The sequence below is a fragment of the Acinetobacter sp. NigerLNRRAM0016 genome, assembly GCF_054112845.1.
On sequence record NZ_JBSYVT010000004.1, the window covers coordinates 126,456 to 144,999 of the forward strand.

General features: G+C 42.4%; 17 protein-coding genes, 2 tRNA genes and 1 other RNA gene. 16 read left to right on the forward strand and 4 right to left on the reverse strand.

Translation table 11 applies throughout. From position 1 onward, the window contains the following. Positions 1 to 85 precede the first annotated feature (85 nt). Positions 86 to 1,075, reverse strand: a complete 990-nt coding sequence (locus ACWQ4X_RS04655) for an outer membrane protein assembly factor BamD (RefSeq protein ID WP_374529535.1) — start codon at positions 1,073 to 1,075, stop codon at positions 86 to 88. A gap of 71 nt (positions 1,076 to 1,146) precedes the next feature. On the opposite strand from ACWQ4X_RS04655, the gene rluD reads away from it, so the two are divergent. From rluD to ACWQ4X_RS04670, 3 genes are all read left to right on the forward strand, one after another. Beyond that, a complete protein-coding gene (rluD, locus tag ACWQ4X_RS04660; protein WP_457902880.1) occupies positions 1,147 to 2,199 on the forward strand; it encodes a 23S rRNA pseudouridine(1911/1915/1917) synthase RluD in 1,053 nt (350 codons plus the stop codon). A gap of 85 nt (positions 2,200 to 2,284) precedes the next feature. Next, entirely contained in the window at positions 2,285 to 3,025 is a 741-nt protein-coding gene (pgeF, locus tag ACWQ4X_RS04665; RefSeq protein WP_457902881.1) for a peptidoglycan editing factor PgeF, read from the forward strand. Positions 3,026 to 3,130: 105 nt separating this feature from the next. Next, complete coding sequence (locus ACWQ4X_RS04670) at positions 3,131 to 3,697, forward strand: flavodoxin family protein (protein WP_142769283.1); 567 nt, start codon at positions 3,131 to 3,133, stop codon at positions 3,695 to 3,697. Positions 3,698 to 3,737: 40 nt separating this feature from the next. Here ACWQ4X_RS04670 and smpB read toward each other — a convergent pair whose 3' ends face one another. Continuing rightward, positions 3,738 to 4,214, reverse strand: coding sequence for an SsrA-binding protein SmpB (gene smpB / locus ACWQ4X_RS04675; RefSeq protein WP_016165809.1), 477 nt, complete (start codon positions 4,212 to 4,214; stop codon positions 3,738 to 3,740). 251 nt (positions 4,215 to 4,465) lie between these two features. Here smpB and coaD point away from each other — a divergent pair, with 251 nt between their 5' ends. From coaD to ACWQ4X_RS04700, 5 genes are all read left to right on the forward strand, one after another. Beyond that, entirely contained in the window at positions 4,466 to 4,957 is a 492-nt protein-coding gene (coaD, locus tag ACWQ4X_RS04680) for a pantetheine-phosphate adenylyltransferase (protein WP_016165810.1), read from the forward strand. 1 nt (position 4,958) lies between these two features. Next, a complete protein-coding gene (locus ACWQ4X_RS04685) occupies positions 4,959 to 5,222 on the forward strand; it encodes a YfhL family 4Fe-4S dicluster ferredoxin (protein WP_100243201.1) in 264 nt (87 codons plus the stop codon). Positions 5,223 to 5,249: 27 nt separating this feature from the next. Then, positions 5,250 to 5,627: RNase P RNA component class A (rnpB, locus tag ACWQ4X_RS04690), an RNA gene on the forward strand. A gap of 73 nt (positions 5,628 to 5,700) precedes the next feature. Further along, positions 5,701 to 5,777: transfer RNA gene (locus tag ACWQ4X_RS04695), tRNA-Met, on the forward strand. Between the two features lie 448 nt (positions 5,778 to 6,225). After that, positions 6,226 to 6,302, forward strand: a tRNA-Met gene (locus ACWQ4X_RS04700). Between the two features lie 117 nt (positions 6,303 to 6,419). On the opposite strand, the gene ACWQ4X_RS04705 is transcribed toward ACWQ4X_RS04700, so the two are convergent. Beyond that, positions 6,420 to 8,045 (reverse strand): NAD+ synthase, encoded by a 1,626-nt coding sequence (locus ACWQ4X_RS04705; RefSeq protein ID WP_457902882.1) that lies wholly within the window; start codon positions 8,043 to 8,045, stop codon positions 6,420 to 6,422. A gap of 239 nt (positions 8,046 to 8,284) precedes the next feature. Between ACWQ4X_RS04705 and ACWQ4X_RS04710 the strand changes: the two genes are divergently transcribed. The 4 genes from ACWQ4X_RS04710 (at position 8,285) to ACWQ4X_RS04725 (ending at position 12,401) form a co-directional block, all read left to right on the forward strand. Next, positions 8,285 to 8,770 carry a type IV secretion protein Rhs gene (locus tag ACWQ4X_RS04710; protein WP_457902883.1) on the forward strand — a complete coding sequence of 162 codons (486 nt, stop codon included), beginning with the start codon at positions 8,285 to 8,287 and terminating at the stop codon, positions 8,768 to 8,770. 195 nt (positions 8,771 to 8,965) lie between these two features. Next, entirely contained in the window at positions 8,966 to 9,922 is a 957-nt protein-coding gene (locus ACWQ4X_RS04715) for a metal-dependent hydrolase (RefSeq protein WP_457902884.1), read from the forward strand. An 18-nt stretch (positions 9,923 to 9,940) separates the two neighbouring features. Continuing rightward, the gene (locus ACWQ4X_RS04720; RefSeq protein WP_457902885.1) at positions 9,941 to 10,786 is read left to right on the forward strand and encodes an SDR family NAD(P)-dependent oxidoreductase; all 846 of its coding nucleotides are present in this window, start codon (positions 9,941 to 9,943) and stop codon (positions 10,784 to 10,786) included. Between the two features lie 100 nt (positions 10,787 to 10,886). After that, positions 10,887 to 12,401 carry a flavin-containing monooxygenase gene (locus ACWQ4X_RS04725; protein ID WP_457902914.1) on the forward strand — a complete coding sequence of 505 codons (1,515 nt, stop codon included), beginning with the start codon at positions 10,887 to 10,889 and terminating at the stop codon, positions 12,399 to 12,401. A 105-nt stretch (positions 12,402 to 12,506) separates the two neighbouring features. On the opposite strand, the gene gltA is transcribed toward ACWQ4X_RS04725, so the two are convergent. Further along, positions 12,507 to 13,784, reverse strand: a complete 1,278-nt coding sequence (gene gltA, locus ACWQ4X_RS04730; protein WP_100240904.1) for a citrate synthase — start codon at positions 13,782 to 13,784, stop codon at positions 12,507 to 12,509. 997 nt (positions 13,785 to 14,781) lie between these two features. On the opposite strand from gltA, the gene sdhC reads away from it, so the two are divergent. From sdhC to ACWQ4X_RS04750, 4 genes are read left to right on the forward strand one after another with little or no spacing between them, the layout of a single operon-like run. Beyond that, positions 14,782 to 15,180 carry a succinate dehydrogenase, cytochrome b556 subunit gene (gene sdhC / locus ACWQ4X_RS04735; RefSeq protein WP_142769276.1) on the forward strand — a complete coding sequence of 133 codons (399 nt, stop codon included), beginning with the start codon at positions 14,782 to 14,784 and terminating at the stop codon, positions 15,178 to 15,180. Continuing rightward, positions 15,180 to 15,545, forward strand: a complete 366-nt coding sequence (gene sdhD / locus ACWQ4X_RS04740; RefSeq protein ID WP_004695554.1) for a succinate dehydrogenase, hydrophobic membrane anchor protein — start codon at positions 15,180 to 15,182, stop codon at positions 15,543 to 15,545. The genes sdhC and sdhD overlap by 1 nt, the downstream gene beginning before the upstream one ends. A 12-nt stretch (positions 15,546 to 15,557) precedes the next feature. After that, positions 15,558 to 17,456 carry a succinate dehydrogenase flavoprotein subunit gene (gene sdhA, locus ACWQ4X_RS04745; RefSeq protein WP_142769275.1) on the forward strand — a complete coding sequence of 633 codons (1,899 nt, stop codon included), beginning with the start codon at positions 15,558 to 15,560 and terminating at the stop codon, positions 17,454 to 17,456. A gap of 14 nt (positions 17,457 to 17,470) precedes the next feature. After that, complete coding sequence (locus ACWQ4X_RS04750; RefSeq protein ID WP_142769274.1) at positions 17,471 to 18,181, forward strand: succinate dehydrogenase iron-sulfur subunit; 711 nt, start codon at positions 17,471 to 17,473, stop codon at positions 18,179 to 18,181. Positions 18,182 to 18,544: the final 363 nt, after the last annotated feature.

The window sequence follows — 18,544 nt, forward strand, 5'->3', positions numbered from 1 at the left end:
ACCAACCTGATCAAGCCCAATACCCAATATAAAAGGGCAAGTATGATAACTTGCCCTTGAATAAATTGCACGATGAGTTGCGAGTTTATTCGGCAGCCGCACCTGAAGCAGGTGTTTCAGTTGTCGTTGCTGGTCGATCCAGTAAACCGAAACTCATGCGGTTGGTTAAGCTACGTTGCTCAGCGGGTGCAGCCGTTTTTGGTGTTTCGATGTTGCTTTGTTCTTCACGACCAAAGACACCGAATGTTGCGCGGTTGACCCAGCTGCCTTCTTTACGTGCCGCACGTAAATTGACGCTGCCATCAGATTTCACCAAGTTTGGATAGTTCAGCTTTAATACATCTACATATTGTTGTGCTGTCGCTTGGTCACCCAATTGCTCATAGCCATAAGCCACAGTTGCTAGCGCTTCTGGAATTTGCGGGGTTTGTGGATAGTGTTCGATCACCCATTGTGAACGCTCTACCGCAGCTAACCACGCTTTACGCTTAATGTTAAAGCGCGCCACGTTCATTTCACTTTCAGCCAATTCATTGCCGATATATTTCATACGTTGTGCTGCATCTACGGCATACGTGCTAGATGGATAACGGCGGATGAAGTCGACAAAGTTTTGGTAAGCCAGTTTTAAGTAGCTGGTGTCACGGTGTGATTGCTTTAATGAGGTATAACGCATTAAACCATCATAGTTTTGTTCCATGTTCGCTACACCGCGAACATAGTAGGCATAATCCACATTTGGATGCTGTGGATTTAAGCGAATAAAACGCTCGGCAAGGCTAATGGTGCCTTCATAATCTTTTTGCTGGAATTTGGTGTACAACAATTCAAGTTGAGCTTGTTGTGCATAATCGCCAGTCGGGTAGTAAGTATCAATCGCTTCTAGGTACTTGGCAGCATCAGTATATTGACCATTATCTAAGGCTTTCTCAGCTTTTTGTATATACACTTGCTCACTTAATTGTGGGCCTGTATCTACCACTTCTTTTTTTGGATTACTGCTACAGCCCACCATTGCCGATGCAATGCCTAAAGAAAGAACGAGCATTGTAATTTTATAACGTGGCAGCGACATAAAAATTCCTCTGTTAATACGGGCAATGAGCTACAATTGCGCTATTAAACCACTTTTGTTTGAATGATCAAATGACCCAAGCACAATCTACTGATACAAATTTTGCAGAAACTGATTTCAATTTACTTGAAGAAACAGACGAAGCAGATAACCATACTTCCGATGCAACTGCAACACGTTTATCGTTGCAATTTCAATTGGATGAAAGCTATATCGGGCAACGTATTGATCAGGTGGCTGCCAATGTTTGGAGTGACTTTTCGCGTGAAAAACTCAAGCAGTGGCTGAAGGATGGGCATTTGTTGGTAAATGGTAACACTGTGAAGCCAAAGTACAAATGTGAAGGAAATGAGCTACTTACTCTGGATGTAGAGTTGGAAGCACAGACCACCAGTCAGCCTGAAAACATTCCTTTAAACATTGTTTATGAAGATGATGACATCATTGTCATTAACAAATCTGTAGGCATGGTGGTACATCCAGGTGCAGGGAATACCACGGGAACTTTAGTCAATGGATTGCTTTACCACTATCCAAAATCGGCTGAACTTTCACGTGCAGGTTTAGTCCATCGTATTGATAAAGATACCAGTGGCTTATTGGTGGTGGCGAAAAACTTAGAAGCGCAATTCTCACTGAGCAAGCAATTGGCGAAAAAAACGGTTTATCGTGTTTATGATTTGATCGTTTATGGCAACATGATTGCTGGCGGTACCATTGATGAGCCAATTAAACGCCACCCTGTTGATCGCGTGAAAATGACGGTATTGCCTGGTGGTAAAGATGCAGTGACGCATTACAACGTGAAAGAGCGTTTTCAGCATTTCACGCGTGTACAAGCACGTCTGGAAACAGGTCGTACTCATCAAATTCGTGTGCATTTCTCTTATATCGGTTTTGGACTGGTTGGCGACCAAGTTTATATGCCGCGTGTTCGCGTACCTGCGGGGGCGTCTGAATTGCTGAATGACACTTTACGTGCCTTTAAACGTCAGGCCTTACATGCAGCAAAGTTGGGACTGGTTCACCCACGTACGGGCAAAGACATGATGTTTGAAGCGCCGTGGGCGGAAGATTTTGCAGCATTGGTTGATGTGTTACGTAGCGAAGATGCCGCCTATTAAGTCTCTGACTAGAAATAACTTCACGGTATACACTTATTACAAGCAATACCGTGAAGAAAGATGATTTTATAATAAGGAATTCAACATGCAATTTGTTCAAGGATTGCCAGAGGGGATCTGTGTAGGGCAAACCCGAGTACATCACGAGCATGCCTTGGCGTCGGATAAACCTGAATTGGCAGGTTTTAATCTGGCATTGCATGTACAGGATGATGCGAAGCGGGTGCAACAGCACCGTATGTGGTTGCTACAAGAGTTTTCAGCCTTTGGTGTAGATAAAATTACGTGGATGACGCAAACACATAGCACCATTTGTCATACCGTGAATGAGCAAATCCGCTTCGAGGCATTGGAAGGCGATGGTTTGGTGACACAACGTAAACAGCATGCCTTAATGATGATGACCGCAGATTGCTTGCCGATTGTACTGGGTGATGCTGAAGCCACTGAAGTTGCCAATCTGCATGCTGGCTGGCGCGGGCTGGCGAATGGCATTGTGGAAAACACCATTGCAGCGATGCAACATCCGCCTGCATGGGCATGGTTGGGGGCTGCCATCAGTCAACCTTGTTTTGAAGTGGGGGCTGAAGTCAAACAAACTTTCTGTAGTAAATATGCTGCACTCGATTCTGCTTTTGAACCTTCGAAAGAACAGGGGAAATACATGGCAGATTTATACGCGATCGCACGTTATATTTTACAGCAGCATGGTGTCACCAAGATTTTGGGGGGTGACCAGTGTACCTATCGACAAAAGGATGAATATTATTCTTATCGCCGTAATGCCAAGACTGGGCGTATGGCAACTTTTGTGTTCATCAAATAAGCTGGTTTCTTCTGTTTGACTCGGGCGATTTCATTGTTGATGTGCTCGCCTCAAATCAAGTAAAAGTGTTAAACTTGACTGAATTATTTGGTTTTAAAAGTTTCCATGTCTGTTACTGATCTCGTTTCTGCTGCTCCTGTTCATGTCTGTGTGGTTTATCATAGTCCTTATGGGCATACGGCTAAAGTGGCTCAATATATTGCGCAAGGTGCAGAACAGGCGGGTGCAGATGTGCATCTGATTTCGGTAGCAGCAGTGCAATGGGAACTGTTGGATCAGGCGGATATCATTATTATGGGTTGTCCAACCTATATGGGCAGCCTGACCTCGGCACTGAAACAGTTTATGGAAGATTCATCTAAGCGTTGGTTAGCACGTGCTTGGCAAGGCAAACTCGCTGCAGGCTTTACCAATGGTGGTGGTTTAAGTGGTGATAAGTTGGCGGTCTTGCAGCAGATTAACTTATTTGCCATGCAACACGGCATGTTATGGGCAGGTTTGCCGTTTATGCCGACAGGTCGTAGCCAGCAAGATATTAACCGTATGTCTAGCTTTTTAGGATTAATGACCCAGTCCGATAATGCCAGTGTGGAAATCACACCACCAGAAGGTGACTTGGAAACGGCACGCAAGTTCGGAAAATATTTGGTCGAACTAAAAGCCGATTATTAAAAGATGAGTCATTAAAAAACCTCCAAGTGGAGGTTTTTTATTATTTGTGGAACAGGCGGGCTTTGTCACGCTGCCAATCACGGTCTTTTTCAGTGGCACGTTTGTCGTGTAGTTGTTTACCTTTCACCAAAGCAATTTCAAGCTTGACCAAAGGGCCTTTCCAATAACATGCCAAAGGTACACAAGAGAAACCTTTTTGATTCACGGCACCGAGTAATTTGGCAATTTCATTGCGATTCAGCAATAATTTACGCGTGCGTGTGGCTTCAGGCACCACATGGGTCGATGCAGACAATAAAGGCTGAATTTGCGCGCCAAATAAATAGGCTTCGCCATTTTTAAACAGAATATAACTTTCCGTCAGGGTCATGCGACCAGCACGTAAGGACTTTACTTCCCAACCTTGTAAGGACAGTCCTGCTTCAAATTTTTCTTCGATAAAATAATCATGACGGGCACGCTTATTTTGGGCAATCGTACCGCCATTATGTTTTTTAACTACAGTTGCTTTCGCCATAATCAGTTACTTCCAAAGTTATGACTATTGTGCCCCAACATGACCTTACTGACAATTCTTAAATCGAATCAGTAAGATTTAATCTAAATCAAATAGAGCGATAAAGGATGCGCAGCGATTGGGTGAAAGTGGAAACAGTAGAATAGTTTTGAACGAATAGTGAAGATTTTTCAAATTTATGCAGTTTCTTCGCTAATAAAATCAGATTTTGTTAAAATACCTCCCAATAAAATGAATCAGAGTACAAATGGATGTCTAAAACTCGCGTAATTTATCCAGGAACATTTGATCCAATTACCAATGGGCATGTCGACCTTGTAACGCGTGCATCAAAAATGTTCGACGAGGTGGTGGTAGCCATTGCGATTGGACATCATAAAAATCCATTGTTCAAACTAGAAGAACGCGTGGCCTTAGCTCAAGCTTCTCTGAGCCATTTACCCAATGTAGAATTTGTGGGATTTGATGGTTTATTGGTGAACTTTTTCCGTGAACAGAATGCGACTGCGGTATTACGTGGATTGCGTGCAGTTTCGGACTTTGAATATGAGTTCCAATTGGCTAATATGAACCGTCAGTTAGATTCACGCTTTGAAGCAGTGTTTTTGACCCCATCTGAACAATATTCATTTATTTCTTCCACGTTAATTCGTGAAATTGCTCGTCTGAAAGGCGATGTCACCAAATTCGTTCCTGAAGCGGTGGTCAAAGCTTTTGAGCAGAAGCATCAACAAGGTTGGTAGAGTGTCTTTATATATAACCGATGAATGCATCAATTGTGATGTTTGTGAACCTGTTTGCCCCAATGAAGCGATTTATATGGGTGAATTGATTTACGAAATTAACCCAGACTTATGTACCGAATGTGTGGGACATCATGATCAGCCACAGTGTCAGTTGTTCTGTCCTGTGGATTGTATTCCCTTAGATCCGAATCATGCGGAAACTCAAGAACAGTTGCTGGAAAAGTATCAACGTTTAATTGCTCAAAAAAGCACAAGCAAATAGTTTTTAAATTTGATAAGATGCGCCTTCGAAGTGAGCCAGACGATCGCTGCTGTGGAGGTCTCCGTGACTAAAGCAGGGGAGGAAAGTCCGGGCTTCAACGGGCAAGGTGCCAGGTAACGCCTGGGCGGCGTGAGCCGACGGAAAGTGCAGCAGAGAGTAGACCGCCTTCATTATGGTTTCGAGCAATCGGAATCGGAGGTAAGGGTGAAAGGGTGCGGTAAGAGCGCACCGCATGACTGGTAACAGTTCATGGCATGGTAAACCCCACCGGAAGCAAGACCAAATAGGGATCCTTTAGGCATGGCCCATGCTGGATCCGGGTAGGTCGCTGGAGCGTATGAGTGATTGTACGCCTAGAGGAATGATCGTTCACGACAGAACCCGGCTTATCGGCTCACTTCACCAAATTTTGATCAATTAAGCGCATTAGGTACTTGACGTACTGTAAATAAAACAACATAATGCGCGCACAGTTTACGGCTATGTAGCTCAGTTGGTTAGAGCACCGCACTCATAATGCGGGGGTCACAAGTTCAAGTCTCGTCATAGCCACCATTTTATAAATCACGTTCCTATAACGTGATTTTTTTTGTCTAAAATTTCTGGTTGGATCCTTTTCAAAATAACCTGTTCAATCGCACGGTTAAAATATTCAGAATCATCCTAAAAGCGCTTTGATCATTTTTTCATTGCCATGTGTCTAGTGTTCAGTCCATGCTGCTGTTTTTGATACCGATCTTCCTTGTTGTTGCTATGCCTATAGGGCAGTAATAAAGCTCCACCTAGTCATGGATGTGGATATTGGAGCTGTGTCTGAATAACTGTCGAAAAATATAAAAGCGGCGAAGGTATCTGTGTTTTTTAGACTGATAAAGTGATGAAAAATATACAGTTAAGGCTAGTTTTTATAGTGAGTTTAACTGGTTGTACAAACTCTGAACATTCAAGTGTAAAAAGGCTTGACGCATAGACATGAAATTTAGATAATGCGCACACAGTTTACGGCTATGTAGCTCAGTTGGTTAGAGCACCGCACTCATAATGCGGGGGTCACAAGTTCAAGTCTCGTCATAGCCACCATTTTTATAGACCAAGCTCTCAGCTTGGTCTCTTTTTTTGTGCCTGAAAAATATAGTCTAAAAATGATCCATAAAAAAGCCCAAACAGATGTTTGGGCTTTTATATTCTGATTAGTGCTTAGACACCAGCTTTCCAACCATTAATGATTGGGTAACGACGTTCACGGCTAAAGGCACGTGAGCTGATACGTGGACCAATTGCACCTTGGCGGCGTTTATATTCATTGAAGTCGACCAAACGAATCACTTTCTTCACCACTTCAGCATCAAAGCCTTTGGCGATAATGTCATCTTGGCTCATGTCTTCTTCAATATAGGCGTAAAGGATTGCATCCAGTACGTCATAGTGTGGTAAAGAATCTTGGTCAGTTTGATCTGGACGCAATTCAGCAGAAGGTGGACGGGTAATCACACGCTCTGGAATCACAGGGGTTTCAGAGATGCTGTTACGGTATTTCGCCAATTCAAACACGATGGTTTTGTACACATCTTTCAGTACCACAAAGCCACCCACCATATCGCCGTAGAGGGTGCAATAACCGACAGAAAGTTCAGATTTGTTGCCTGTAGACAGTACAAGGTTACCGAACTTATTGGATAAGCCCATTAACAAGGTACCACGTGCACGTGCTTGTAGGTTTTCTTCCGTGGCATCCGCAGGGGCATTGCCAAAGAATGGATACAATGTTTGCATGAAGCTGTTTACAATCGGATTGATTTCGGCAATACCAAAGGTAATCCCCATGGTCTTGGCTTGAGCTGCTGCATCTTCTACGCTGATTTGAGAGGTGTAGGTATAAGGCATCATCACTGCTTGTACCTTGTCTGCACCAATCGCATCTGCTGCAATTGCAAGCGTTAGGGCAGAGTCGATCCCACCTGATAGACCTAAAATCACACCAGGGAAACCAGAGCGTTGTACATAGTCACGGGTTGCCATCACCAATGCTTGATAAATCTCAGCCATGGTATCCAGTGTTGGGCTGCTTTCAGCAATTTTGTAGCTTTGATGTTCAGCAATATAGTCTGTATAGAACAAGGCTTCTTGGAAGCTTGGTGCTTGCAGAGCAACGGCGCCATCTTTGTTAATCACAAAACTGGTGCCGTCAAAAATCAAATCGTCCTGACCACCCACTTGGTTAGCGTAAACCAAATGGATATTTAACTGTTTTGCCAATTCTTGCATGGTGTTGATGCGGTGCTGCGGCTTGCCGACTTCATAAGGAGAAGCATTCAGTACCAACACGGTTTCAACATTGAGTTGAGCCAATTGCTGAACGGTATTGAGTGACCAGATATCTTCACAAATCAGTAAACCGAACTTATGACCTAGGTATTCAAACACCAAGTGCTGATGCCCTTCGTTGAAATAACGTTTTTCATCAAACACGCCATAGTTTGGCAGGTTTTGTTTATTGTAAATGCCCAGAATCTTACCGTCTTTCATCACTGCGGCAGAGTTATAACGCTGACCATCTTCAGTTTGATTCACAAAACCAAACACCATCACGATGTCTTTGACTTGGCTGAGTTGCTCAAAGGCTTGTTGGGTACGTTTAGATAGGCTCGGGCGTAACAGTAAGTCTTCTGCTGGGTAACCAATGGTTGATAATTCAGGGAAGATGATTAAATCTGATTTTTGCTTTTTGGCTTCGTTTGCCAATTGTTGCATTTTTTCAGCATTTGCTTCGATATTGCCAATGTGCGGAGAGAATTGTGCTAGGGCAATTTTAAAACTTTTCATTCCAACTTAATCCTAAAGCTATAGGGATGTGTACACAGACCACTGATTTTTTTAATCGTTATTGGGTCAGTGCTGTGTAATCAACGACAAAACAAAGAATAAATATTTGCGTTGATACTATATACGAATTGCGACAAATGTAGTGTATAAATCCAAAAAAAATTCTTATTTGCATTTAGAAAAGCACAGCATAATTGGATATGCAGTTTTATGGATATTTCACTGAAATGGTTAAAGATATGGCGCAATACTTTTCAACGCTGATTCAGAGCATTAAGCGCATCGGGGTTTTAGCGCAGCGTCCATTGACTGAAGGTGAAAAAAATTTGGTACGCAGTATTTTTGCAGACACGATTCAGCTCGATCAGGTGCAGATTGTTGCGCATAAAGCCATATTGAAAAATTATGCTATGAGTCCGAATGGACACATCTATTTTCATCAGCAAAATTACTGTCAGGACTTCTCCAAGTGTTCGCTTCGTTTACAGTCGTGGTTTATGCATGAGATGACCCATGTCTGGCAATATCAACAAGGCATTGCCGTGGTCCGTAAGGCATTGTTTGATCGCCGTTATGCTTATGTGTTAGAGCGGGGTAAATTATTTTTGCATTATGGAATAGAACAACAGGCGCAAATGGTGCAGGACTATTTTATTAAAAAAGCACAGGGTCAGGACTGCGTTGCTTATGAACAGTGTATTCCGTTCTTGGCATCTAAAGCGTGATTTTGTCCTGTGTAGATAATTCTGTCAGGAAACTGTCGGACAAACCTCAGGAAAGGCAGAAATTGCAAATCAAATGACTCGAATTGCTAATGGAAACTTAAATGGGCTGCCTTAGTTTTTTACTGTAAGCGTATGCAAATACCTCATACGTGCTACCCCAAAGTTGCCGTTACAGTAGAAAAATAAGGAATGGTCATGCAATTCATTTCACCACTTAAAAATACATTGAGCCATGTATTTTCTGGTCCACACTTTGATGGCTTAAAACAGTCACCCATGATACCGATTCGGCATATGCGGTTTGACTTCGATGCTAAAACATTAGATCCCAAATTTTATTTAAATGCAGAGTTGGCCAGTGCTTATTTTGCATCACTCTCCATTTTTCTGACGTTTGGAGAAGATTTGGTGATTGATACCGCACGTTATCACCGTGAATTGATCCAAGATCCATTGCTCAAGCAGCGGGTCACCGCCTTGATTGGTCAAGAAGCCATCCATTCCAAAATGCACAATGAATTGAATGATGCGCTGGTAGGTTTAGATTTTCCTGTGCAACTGTTTCGTACATGGGCAGGGTGGGTGTTTGATTATGGGTTTAACCGCTTACCGCAGCCCATGAAGCTGTCTTTAATGGCAGGTATTGAGCATTTTACTGCGGTATTGGCGGAATATATGATGAAACATGAAGACATCTTTTTTCATTCTCAGGATGAAAAGCAACGTGCCATCTGGATGTGGCATATGCTCGAAGAGTCTGAACATAAAGATATTGCCTATGATGTGTTTCAGTCACTTTCAAATAATTATGCATTACGAATTGCAGGCTTTTTTCCAGCACTGATCACGATTTTGGTGCTGATCTCATTCGCCTCATTACTGGTGCCATTTTATCGACGCCCCAAAAATTTGATTCGCTTGAGTTATTGGAAGGAAATGCCGTATAGCATCGCGCTGATTTTTGGACTGAAAGATGGTGTTTATGGCAGCACCATGCGACATATTTTTGATTATTTACGTCCGAACTTTCATCCGAATGATCATGATACTTCAGCTTATTTAAGCTATTACAAAGAAAAATTATTATATCCTGAACATGGCATTTTGACGCCTTACTTCACAAGGGAATTTATCCCTAGTTTACGCTCTTAAGCCAGAGGAGCATTCAAAATGACAATATGGGAAAAAAGAACAAAGCCTAGTCAGCACGCCTACGCAGTTGTGACGGGTGCAGGAAGTGGAATTGGGCGCAGTTTTGCACTCGAACTTGCTCGTCGTGGCGGCACAGTGGTTTGTGCAGATATTAATTTAAGTGCTGCCGAGCAAACGGTGGCACTGATTCGAACCCAATATCAGACCGCTGCTTTTGCAGTGCAATGTGATGTGGGTTGCGCAGAGCAAGTTCAAACCTTGGCGGAGCAAGCTGAACAACTGATGGGACATCCCGCAACGCTGCTGATTAACAATGCAGGTGTCGGTTTGGGTGGAAAATTTGATGAGCTGAGTCTGGAGGATTGGCAGTGGTGTATGCAGGTCAATTTGTGGGGAGTCATTCATGGTTGTCATTATTTTGTGCCTAAATTTAAGCAGCAAGGTTTTGGTGCCATTATTAATGTGGCATCGGCTGCGGGGTTTACCGCTGCTCCTGAAATGACAGCCTATAACGTGACCAAGTCGAGTGTGCTGTCACTCTCGGAAACACTTTCTGCAGAACTCCGCAATGCCCACATTCGTATAAATGTACTTTGTCCCACATTGGTGCCGACCAATATTATGAAAAATGGTCGCTTACCGCAGCATTATTCAGGGTTGGCAGATCATTTGTTGATGAACCATGCCTTTATCAACAGTGAGCAAGTGGCGATGCAAACCTTGGATCGCTTGGATGCAAACAAGTTGTATACCATTCCTCAGCCAGACGCCAAATTGTTCTGGTGGATGAAGCGTGCTGCACCGAGTTTGTATGCCAAGTTACTTGGAATGGGGTATCCGTTCTTTCAAAAATATGTGAAATAACAATAAGAGCTAAAACATGACAGAGAATACATTTCAGGACAATGCAGACCCTGAACTCGAACCTACTTTAGAACGTGGTACAGAGAATCATGGTGCAGATATGCATGAATCGACAATCAAGCAAAAGACATCCAAGCCACGAAGCAAAGTAAAGCAAGCACATGCCACACATGTATATGATTGCATTGTGATTGGTGCCGGAATTTCAGGTATTGCTGCTGCATATAAAATGATACAAGCGGATTATCATGACTTTGTCGTGCTGGAAAAAGCAGATCAAGTTGGGGGAACGTGGCGCGACAATACCTATCCGGGCTGTGGTTGCGATGTGCCTTCAGCACTCTATTCATTTTCTTTTGCCCCAAGCCATCAATGGAGTCATCTGTTTGCCAAGCAGGCGGAGATTCTGACGTATCTAGAACAAGTCACTCATCAATTTAAACTGATCGATAAGATTAAATTCAAGCATGAGCTTTTATCTGCCAAATGGGATGAGTCGCAGCAGCAATGGAACTTGCAGACTACAAAGGGGATATTTCAGGCCAAAACAGTTGTTTTTTCTACAGGACCCATTACGGAACCGGCTCTGCCTAAAATCAAAGGAATAGAAACGTTTAATGGTGAAATGTTTCATTCCGCACACTGGAATCATGACGTGGATTTAACTGGAAAGCGGATCGCAGTAATTGGTACAGGGGCATCCGCAATTCAGTTCATTCCACAGATTCAACCAGTGGCGAAACAACTAGTCGTATTTCAGCGCACCGCGCCGTGGGTATTGCCAAAAGTGGATCTCAGCTTAAATGAAACTGCAAAAGGGGTAATGGAAAAATACCCTGTGATTCAGCAGTTATGGCGCAGCAGTGTGGCGCAAATTCTGAATGGAATCAACTTTGGATTGCGGCATCCGCAGCTGCTTGAACCGATCAATGTATTAAGTAAGCAGCTATTAAAGCTACAAATTCAAGATTCAACATTAAGAAATCATGTCACGCCAAATTTTTCCATTGGTTGTAAACGGCTGTTATTTGCCAACAAATACTATCCTGCACTGCAGCAAGCCAATGTACAGCTCGTACCACAGGGTTTAGTTGAAATTCAGGGAAATCAGGTGATTGCCGCCAATGGTGATCGACATGAGGTCGATGTGATTATATGGGGCACTGGCTTTGAAGTGTCACATCCACCAATTGGTCAACGAGTTTATGATGCTAAAGGTCAGCTTTTGGCTGAGCGATGGCAGGACAGTTCTCCAGAAGCCTTCTTGGGAACAAGTTTGGAGCGGGTGCCGAATGCCTTTTTGGTGCTAGGCCCCAATATATTGGTCTATGATTCCTTTATCGGGATTGCTGAGGCGCAGTTGGATTACATTATCAGTGGTCTGTTACAGATGAAAAATCGGCAGAATAAGCGTATGGAAATCAAGCATGAGGTGCTTCGTCAGCACAATCTTGCTGTGCAAACACATTTACAGAGCACAGTGTTTAATCGGGGCGGTTGTAAGTCGTACTATTTAGACCAGAATGGACGAAATTTCGCTGCGTGGCCATGGTCGCTTAAGCAATTGAAGCAAAAACTGAAAAAGTTAGATTTAGAGCATTATCATGTAAGTTAATGCTTAAGCCTGATCAAATCCAGTAAGTTCTGATCAATCATAATTTTCTTAAGGCGTAAAAAAACCACCCAAAGGGTGGTTTTGTTAATCATCAATTTTTACGAATTAACGACCTTGGATGTCACGTTGAACTTCACCAGTGTAAAGCTGACGTGGACGACCAATTTTGTAAGGTCCGCTGTGCATTTCTAACCAGTGGCTGATCCAACCAACAGTACGTGCAAGTGCGAAGATTACAGTAAACATTTCTGTAGGGATACCAATCGCTTTAAGGATGATACCTGAGTAGAAGTCTACGTTCGGGTAAAGGTTACGCTTGATGAAGTATTCATCAGATAACGCGATACGCTCAAGTTCCATAGCAAGTTCAAGCTGTGGATCGTTGATACCAAGTGCACCAAGAACTTCGTCGCAAGTCTCTTTCATTACTTTAGCGCGCGGGTCAAAGTTCTTATAAACGCGGTGACCGAAGCCCATTAACTTAACTTCTTTGGTCTTCACTTTTTCCATGAAGCCAGCAACGTTTTCTACAGTGCCGATTTCATCAAGCATCTTAAGAACAGCTTCGTTCGCACCACCGTGAGCAGGACCCCAAAGTGCAGAGATACCAGCAGCGATACATGCATACGGGTTAGCACCAGTAGAACCAGCTAAACGTACAGTAGACGTAGATGCATTTTGCTCGTGGTCAGCATGAAGCGTGAAGATACGGTCCATTGCTTTTGCAAGAATTGGGTTTACTTTGTAATCGCGGTCTGCTGGAGTAGCAAACATCATATGCAAGAAGTTTTCTGCATAGTTCAAGTCATTACGTGGGTAAACAAAAGGCTGACCTACAGTGTACTTGTAGCTCCAAGCTGCAAGTGTAGGTACTTTCGCGATTAAGCGAATTGCAGTTATTTCACGGTGGTTCACATCTTCGATGTCTAAACCATTGTGATAGAACGCAGAAAGTGCACCCACTACACCAACCATGATTGCCATAGGGTGAGCATCACGACGGAAACCATTGAAGAAACGGCTTACTTGGTCGTGAACCATCGTGTGGTTGCGTACTTTAGCATCAAATTCAACTTTTTGCTCAGCAGTTGGAAGCTCGCCATTTAATAATAGGTAGCAAGTTTCTAAGTAGTCAGCTTTAGTTGCAAGTTGGTCAATTGGGTAACCGCGGTGTAAAAGTACACCTTTGTTACCATCAATGAAGGTAATTTTTGATTCGCAAGCTGCTGTAGCCATAAAACCAGGATCAAAAGTAAAGTGACCTGCGGCCAACACATCCTTAACGTCGATTACATCTGGGCCCAATGTGCCGCTGTAAATTGGTAATTCAATTTCTTTGCCATCAAGCTGTAATACGGCTTTTTTGCCAGTTGCTTCAGACATTCAATAGATCTCCTGTCCTGGTGAATGTTTAATCTGACTCGTAGTACTAATCTTTTAATGCGCGAATCAGACGGATCAAAAATTTGCTAATTAGATTAGAGCGTACTGGATTTTTGTCAATTATACTTATGGATAAAAAACTGACGTCCACACAGAGGCTTAGTCAAATCCTTCCTTAGAGATATGAGTAAAATCACAGCACCGCCGCGCTATGATATGTCAAAAAATTATAGAGGTGCAGAAAAAAAACGGGGCAGTCGCTGAATTGTAAATATTTATATAAATTATGGGTCTGTGTTTTTTGAACAAATGGTGTGAGCATTTACATCTGAAATTTATCTAATTTTCATAACTTACATATTTTTTTGTTCAAATTTTATTTCATTTTATTGAGAAATTTGGCATTTAATTCTAAGACCAAAGATGTGTTTAATTGATCAAAAAATGACTAATTGAATTTGCGAAATGGCTTAAAAAATAGCCATTGCACGTCATTTTTTGCAATTTTTGCGTAATTTAAACCCGTAAAATGAATCAGTGATATGTATTTAATTTTGGCTAAGTCGTTATTTAATCTGGTTATATCTGGAAAATATTGCTCTAAATAAATAGTGAACATTTTGATAGGAAATGCAAGTCTTTCCATATAAAGGAAAAGATTATCAAATAGAGCGAATATTCTAATTATCTTTAGTCTAAAGTTGAACAGGGGAATAGCGGTAGTCCATGCCCTCAAAAAGAGTGGATAAGTGATAAAAACCAATAGCATAGCATTGGATTTTAGCTAAATTATTGGTTTATATAGAATGTTTGCTTTTGTGAATGATTCTTATTTAAGTGTTTTTTGTTAAAAAACCAGTCTTTGATTGTTTGTATTTTGACTTTTCGCGTTTTATAATTCGGTGTCGTTTTAAGTTTAGGCATTTGCTTGCCTGACAATGCCAGCTTTCCTTCGAATTAATTCCAACAAACTCCGGATGGAGTTTTTACTTACAGGATGCCCGCTGTGAAAAGCAACAGACCTGTCAATTTGTCCATGGGTCAAGTTTTAGAAGTAAACTTAAAATCCCCTGTGGCTATTGCATCAATTTTACACCGTCTATCTGGTGTCATCGTATTTTTACTCGTACCGGTACTTTTATGGATTTTAGACAAGTCATTGTCTTCTCCAGAAGGTTTTGCGCAAGTGCAAGCTATTTTCAATAGTTTCATCGTGCGATTTGTCGTATGGGTATTTGTAGCCGGCTTAATTTTCCACTTTATTGCGGGTGTTAAGCATTTACTTGCGGATCTTGGCGTTGCTGAAGAACTGCAAAGTGGTCGTGTCGCAGCTACTATTTCATTGATCTTGTCTGCAATCGGTATCATTGCGGCATTTGTATGGATTGTTATCTAATGAAAAGTGCTACTGGTTTAACGGGTTCAGGTTCTCGTGATTGGTTTATCCAACGCGTAAGTGCTGTCGTATTAGCAGTTTATACGGTTGTTGTTTTAGGTTGGATCCTATGCAATGGCGGTTTTAGCTACGAACAGTGGTACGGCTTTATGATGACAGCTCCAATGAAGATCTTATCTTTATTAGCCGTCTTATCTCTTGTTGCACATGCATGGATTGGTATGTGGCAAGTATTCACAGACTATGTGACTACTCGTCAAATGGGTCCTTCAGCTTCAGGTTTACGCCTTGTACTGACTTCAGCAGTAATTATTGCTGTATTTGCATATGCGATCTGGGCAATCCAGATTTTTTGGGCGAATTGATAGGAAGAGATCATGGGCGCTATAACCCCTAAAGAAGATTACACAAATATTCCACACGAAACTTTCGATGCTGTCATCGTTGGTGGTGGTGGTTCAGGTATGCGCGCGTCTTACCAACTTGCTCAAGCTGGTTTAAAAGTAGCGGTTCTGACAAAAGTATTCCCAACACGTTCACATACAGTTGCAGCGCAGGGCGGTATTGGTGCATCTCTTGGTAACATGCAAGAAGATAACTGGCACTACCACTTCTACGACACTGTTAAAGGTTCTGACTGGTTAGGTGACCAGGACGCGATTGAATTCATGACGCGTGAAGCACCGCAAGTAGTTTATGAACTAGAACACTTGGGTATGCCATTTGACCGTAATGCAGACGGTACGATTTACCAACGTCCATTCGGTGGTCACTCTGCAAACTACGGTGAAAAAGCGGTTCCACGTGCTTGTGCTGCTGCCGATCGTACAGGTCACGCACTTCTTCACACGCTTTATCAAAGCAACGTGAAGATGGGTACTCAATTCTTCGTTGAATGGATTGCGCTTGACTTAATCCGTAACGAAGCGGGTGATGTGCTTGGTGTAACTGCTTACGACCAAGAAACGGGTAAAATTGCAGTATTCCAAGCAAAAGCAACATTGTTTGCTACAGGCGGTGCGGGTCGTGTTTACCGTGCATCAACTAACGCATATATCAATACTGGTGACGGTCTTGGTATGGCGGCTCGTGCAGGCATTCCATTACAAGATATGGAATTCTGGCAATTCCACCCGACAGGTGTTGCGGGCGCAGGCGTATTGTTGACAGAAGGCTGTCGTGGTGAAGGTGCGATCCTTCGTAACGATGCTGGTGAGCCGTTCATGGAGCGTTATGCACCAACTTTAAAAGACTTGGCGCCACGTGACTTCGTATCACGTTCTATGGACCAAGAAATTAAAGAAGGTCGTGGTTGTGGTCCTAAGAAAGACTATATCTTGCTTGATATGACGCACTTGGGTGCTGAAACGATCATGAAACGTCTTCCATCTGTATTTGAGATTGGTAAGAAATTTGCGAACGTTGACATCACCAAAGAGCCAATTCCTGTAGTACCGACAATCCATTACCAAATGGGTGGTATTCCGACTAACATCCATGGTCAAGTTGTTGTGCCTGAAAGTGTTGAAACTTCACCACTTGAAGCGAACTACAACAAAGAGACTGATGTTTATTCTACCAATGCGGGTGAACGTAACTTCACTAAGCCGGTAAAAGGCTTCTATGCAATTGGTGAATGTTCTTGCGTATCTGTACATGGTGCAAACCGTTTAGGTACTAACTCACTGCTTGACTTGGTTGTATTTGGTAAAGCTGCGGGTGAACACATCATCGACTACGTGACTAAACACCACGGTGATGAATACCAACCGCTTCCTACAACTGTACTTGAGCAAACTGTTGCACGTATCCGTAAATTGGATGAGTCAACAACAGGTGAAAATGCACAAGAAGTTGCTGATGCAATTCGTGACATCGTACAAGACCATGCTGGTGTATTCCGTACAGAAGCATTGCTTGATAAAGGTGTGAAAGAAATTCTTGCGATTGAATCACGCGTTCGTAACATTCATTTGAAAGACAAATCTAAAGTATTCAACACTGCGCGTATTGAAGCTCTAGAAGTTGAAAACTTGTATGAAGTTGCTAAAGCGACCTTGATTTCTGCTGCTGCACGTAAAGAATGTCGTGGTGCGCATACAGTTGTAGATTTTGAAGAATCTCCAGATCATCCAGAATACCCATATGGTCGTCGTGATGATGAGTGGATGAAGCACACATTATGGTTCTCTGCTGACAATCGTCTAGAGTACAAGCCAGTGCGTTATAAGCCGCTTTCTGTAGCTGCTATTCCACCTAAACCACGTACATTCTAATTAGGAGAAGTAAGATGAGTAGAGGTACTCGTACATTTAATATCTACCGCTACGATCCTGATAAGGATGCAGCACCGTACATGCAGACGTTTAAGCTTGAATTGACTGATAAGCATCGTATGTTGCTTGATGCGCTTCTCGCATTGAAAGTTCAAGACGAAACTTTAACGTTCCGTCGTTCATGCCGTGAAGGTATTTGTGGTTCTGATGGTGTAAACATCAATGGTAAAAATGGTTTAGCGTGTCTTTGGAACCTAAACGACTTGCCAGACGTGATTACTGTTCGTCCACTTCCTGGTCTTCCTGTAGTGAAAGACTTAGTTGTAGATATGAACCAGTTCTACGATCAGTACAACAAAATTCATCCATTCTTGATTAACAATCAACCTGCGCCACCGAAAGAGCGTTTACAGTCTCCTGAAGATCGTGAACACTTAGATGGTCTTTATGAATGTATTTTGTGTGCATGCTGTTCTACTTCATGCCCATCATTCTGGTGGAACCCAGACAAATTCTTGGGTCCATCTGCATTGTTGAACGCGTATCGTTTCATTATCGATTCACGTGATACAGCGACTCAAGAGCGTTTGGCGCGTCTTGACGACCCATTCTCATTGTTCCGTTGTAAAGGGATCATGAACTGTGTATCTGTTTGTCCTAAGGGCTTAAACCCGACAAAAGCAATCGGTCACATCCGTAATATGCTTTTAGATATGGCTGGCTAATTGCTGCATATTTAAAGGTTGAAAAAAGCACACTTTCGGGTGTGCTTTTTTATTGCGGTCATTATTTGGGGCGAAACTTTGTATTTACTGCTGAGTGATGAAAGGCTAAGCGGAATTTGTGCAATTCATGTAAAAAGGAGCGGATTATTTGTGTTGTAAGTGCGCTAGTCGCGTAGAATAAATGCTATTATATAACGTTAGAAAAGGGCAGTTTGTGAGAAGATGCTCTTTTTTGCTATTTGTAAAACTGGAATTGGACTTTGGTCTAAATTGCATGTTGTTTAACGATAAAGCACCATAGTTTACATCATGAAATTTAATGTGTATTTCGCTGATTTATGAATGGTATGTGTCAAAAAAATC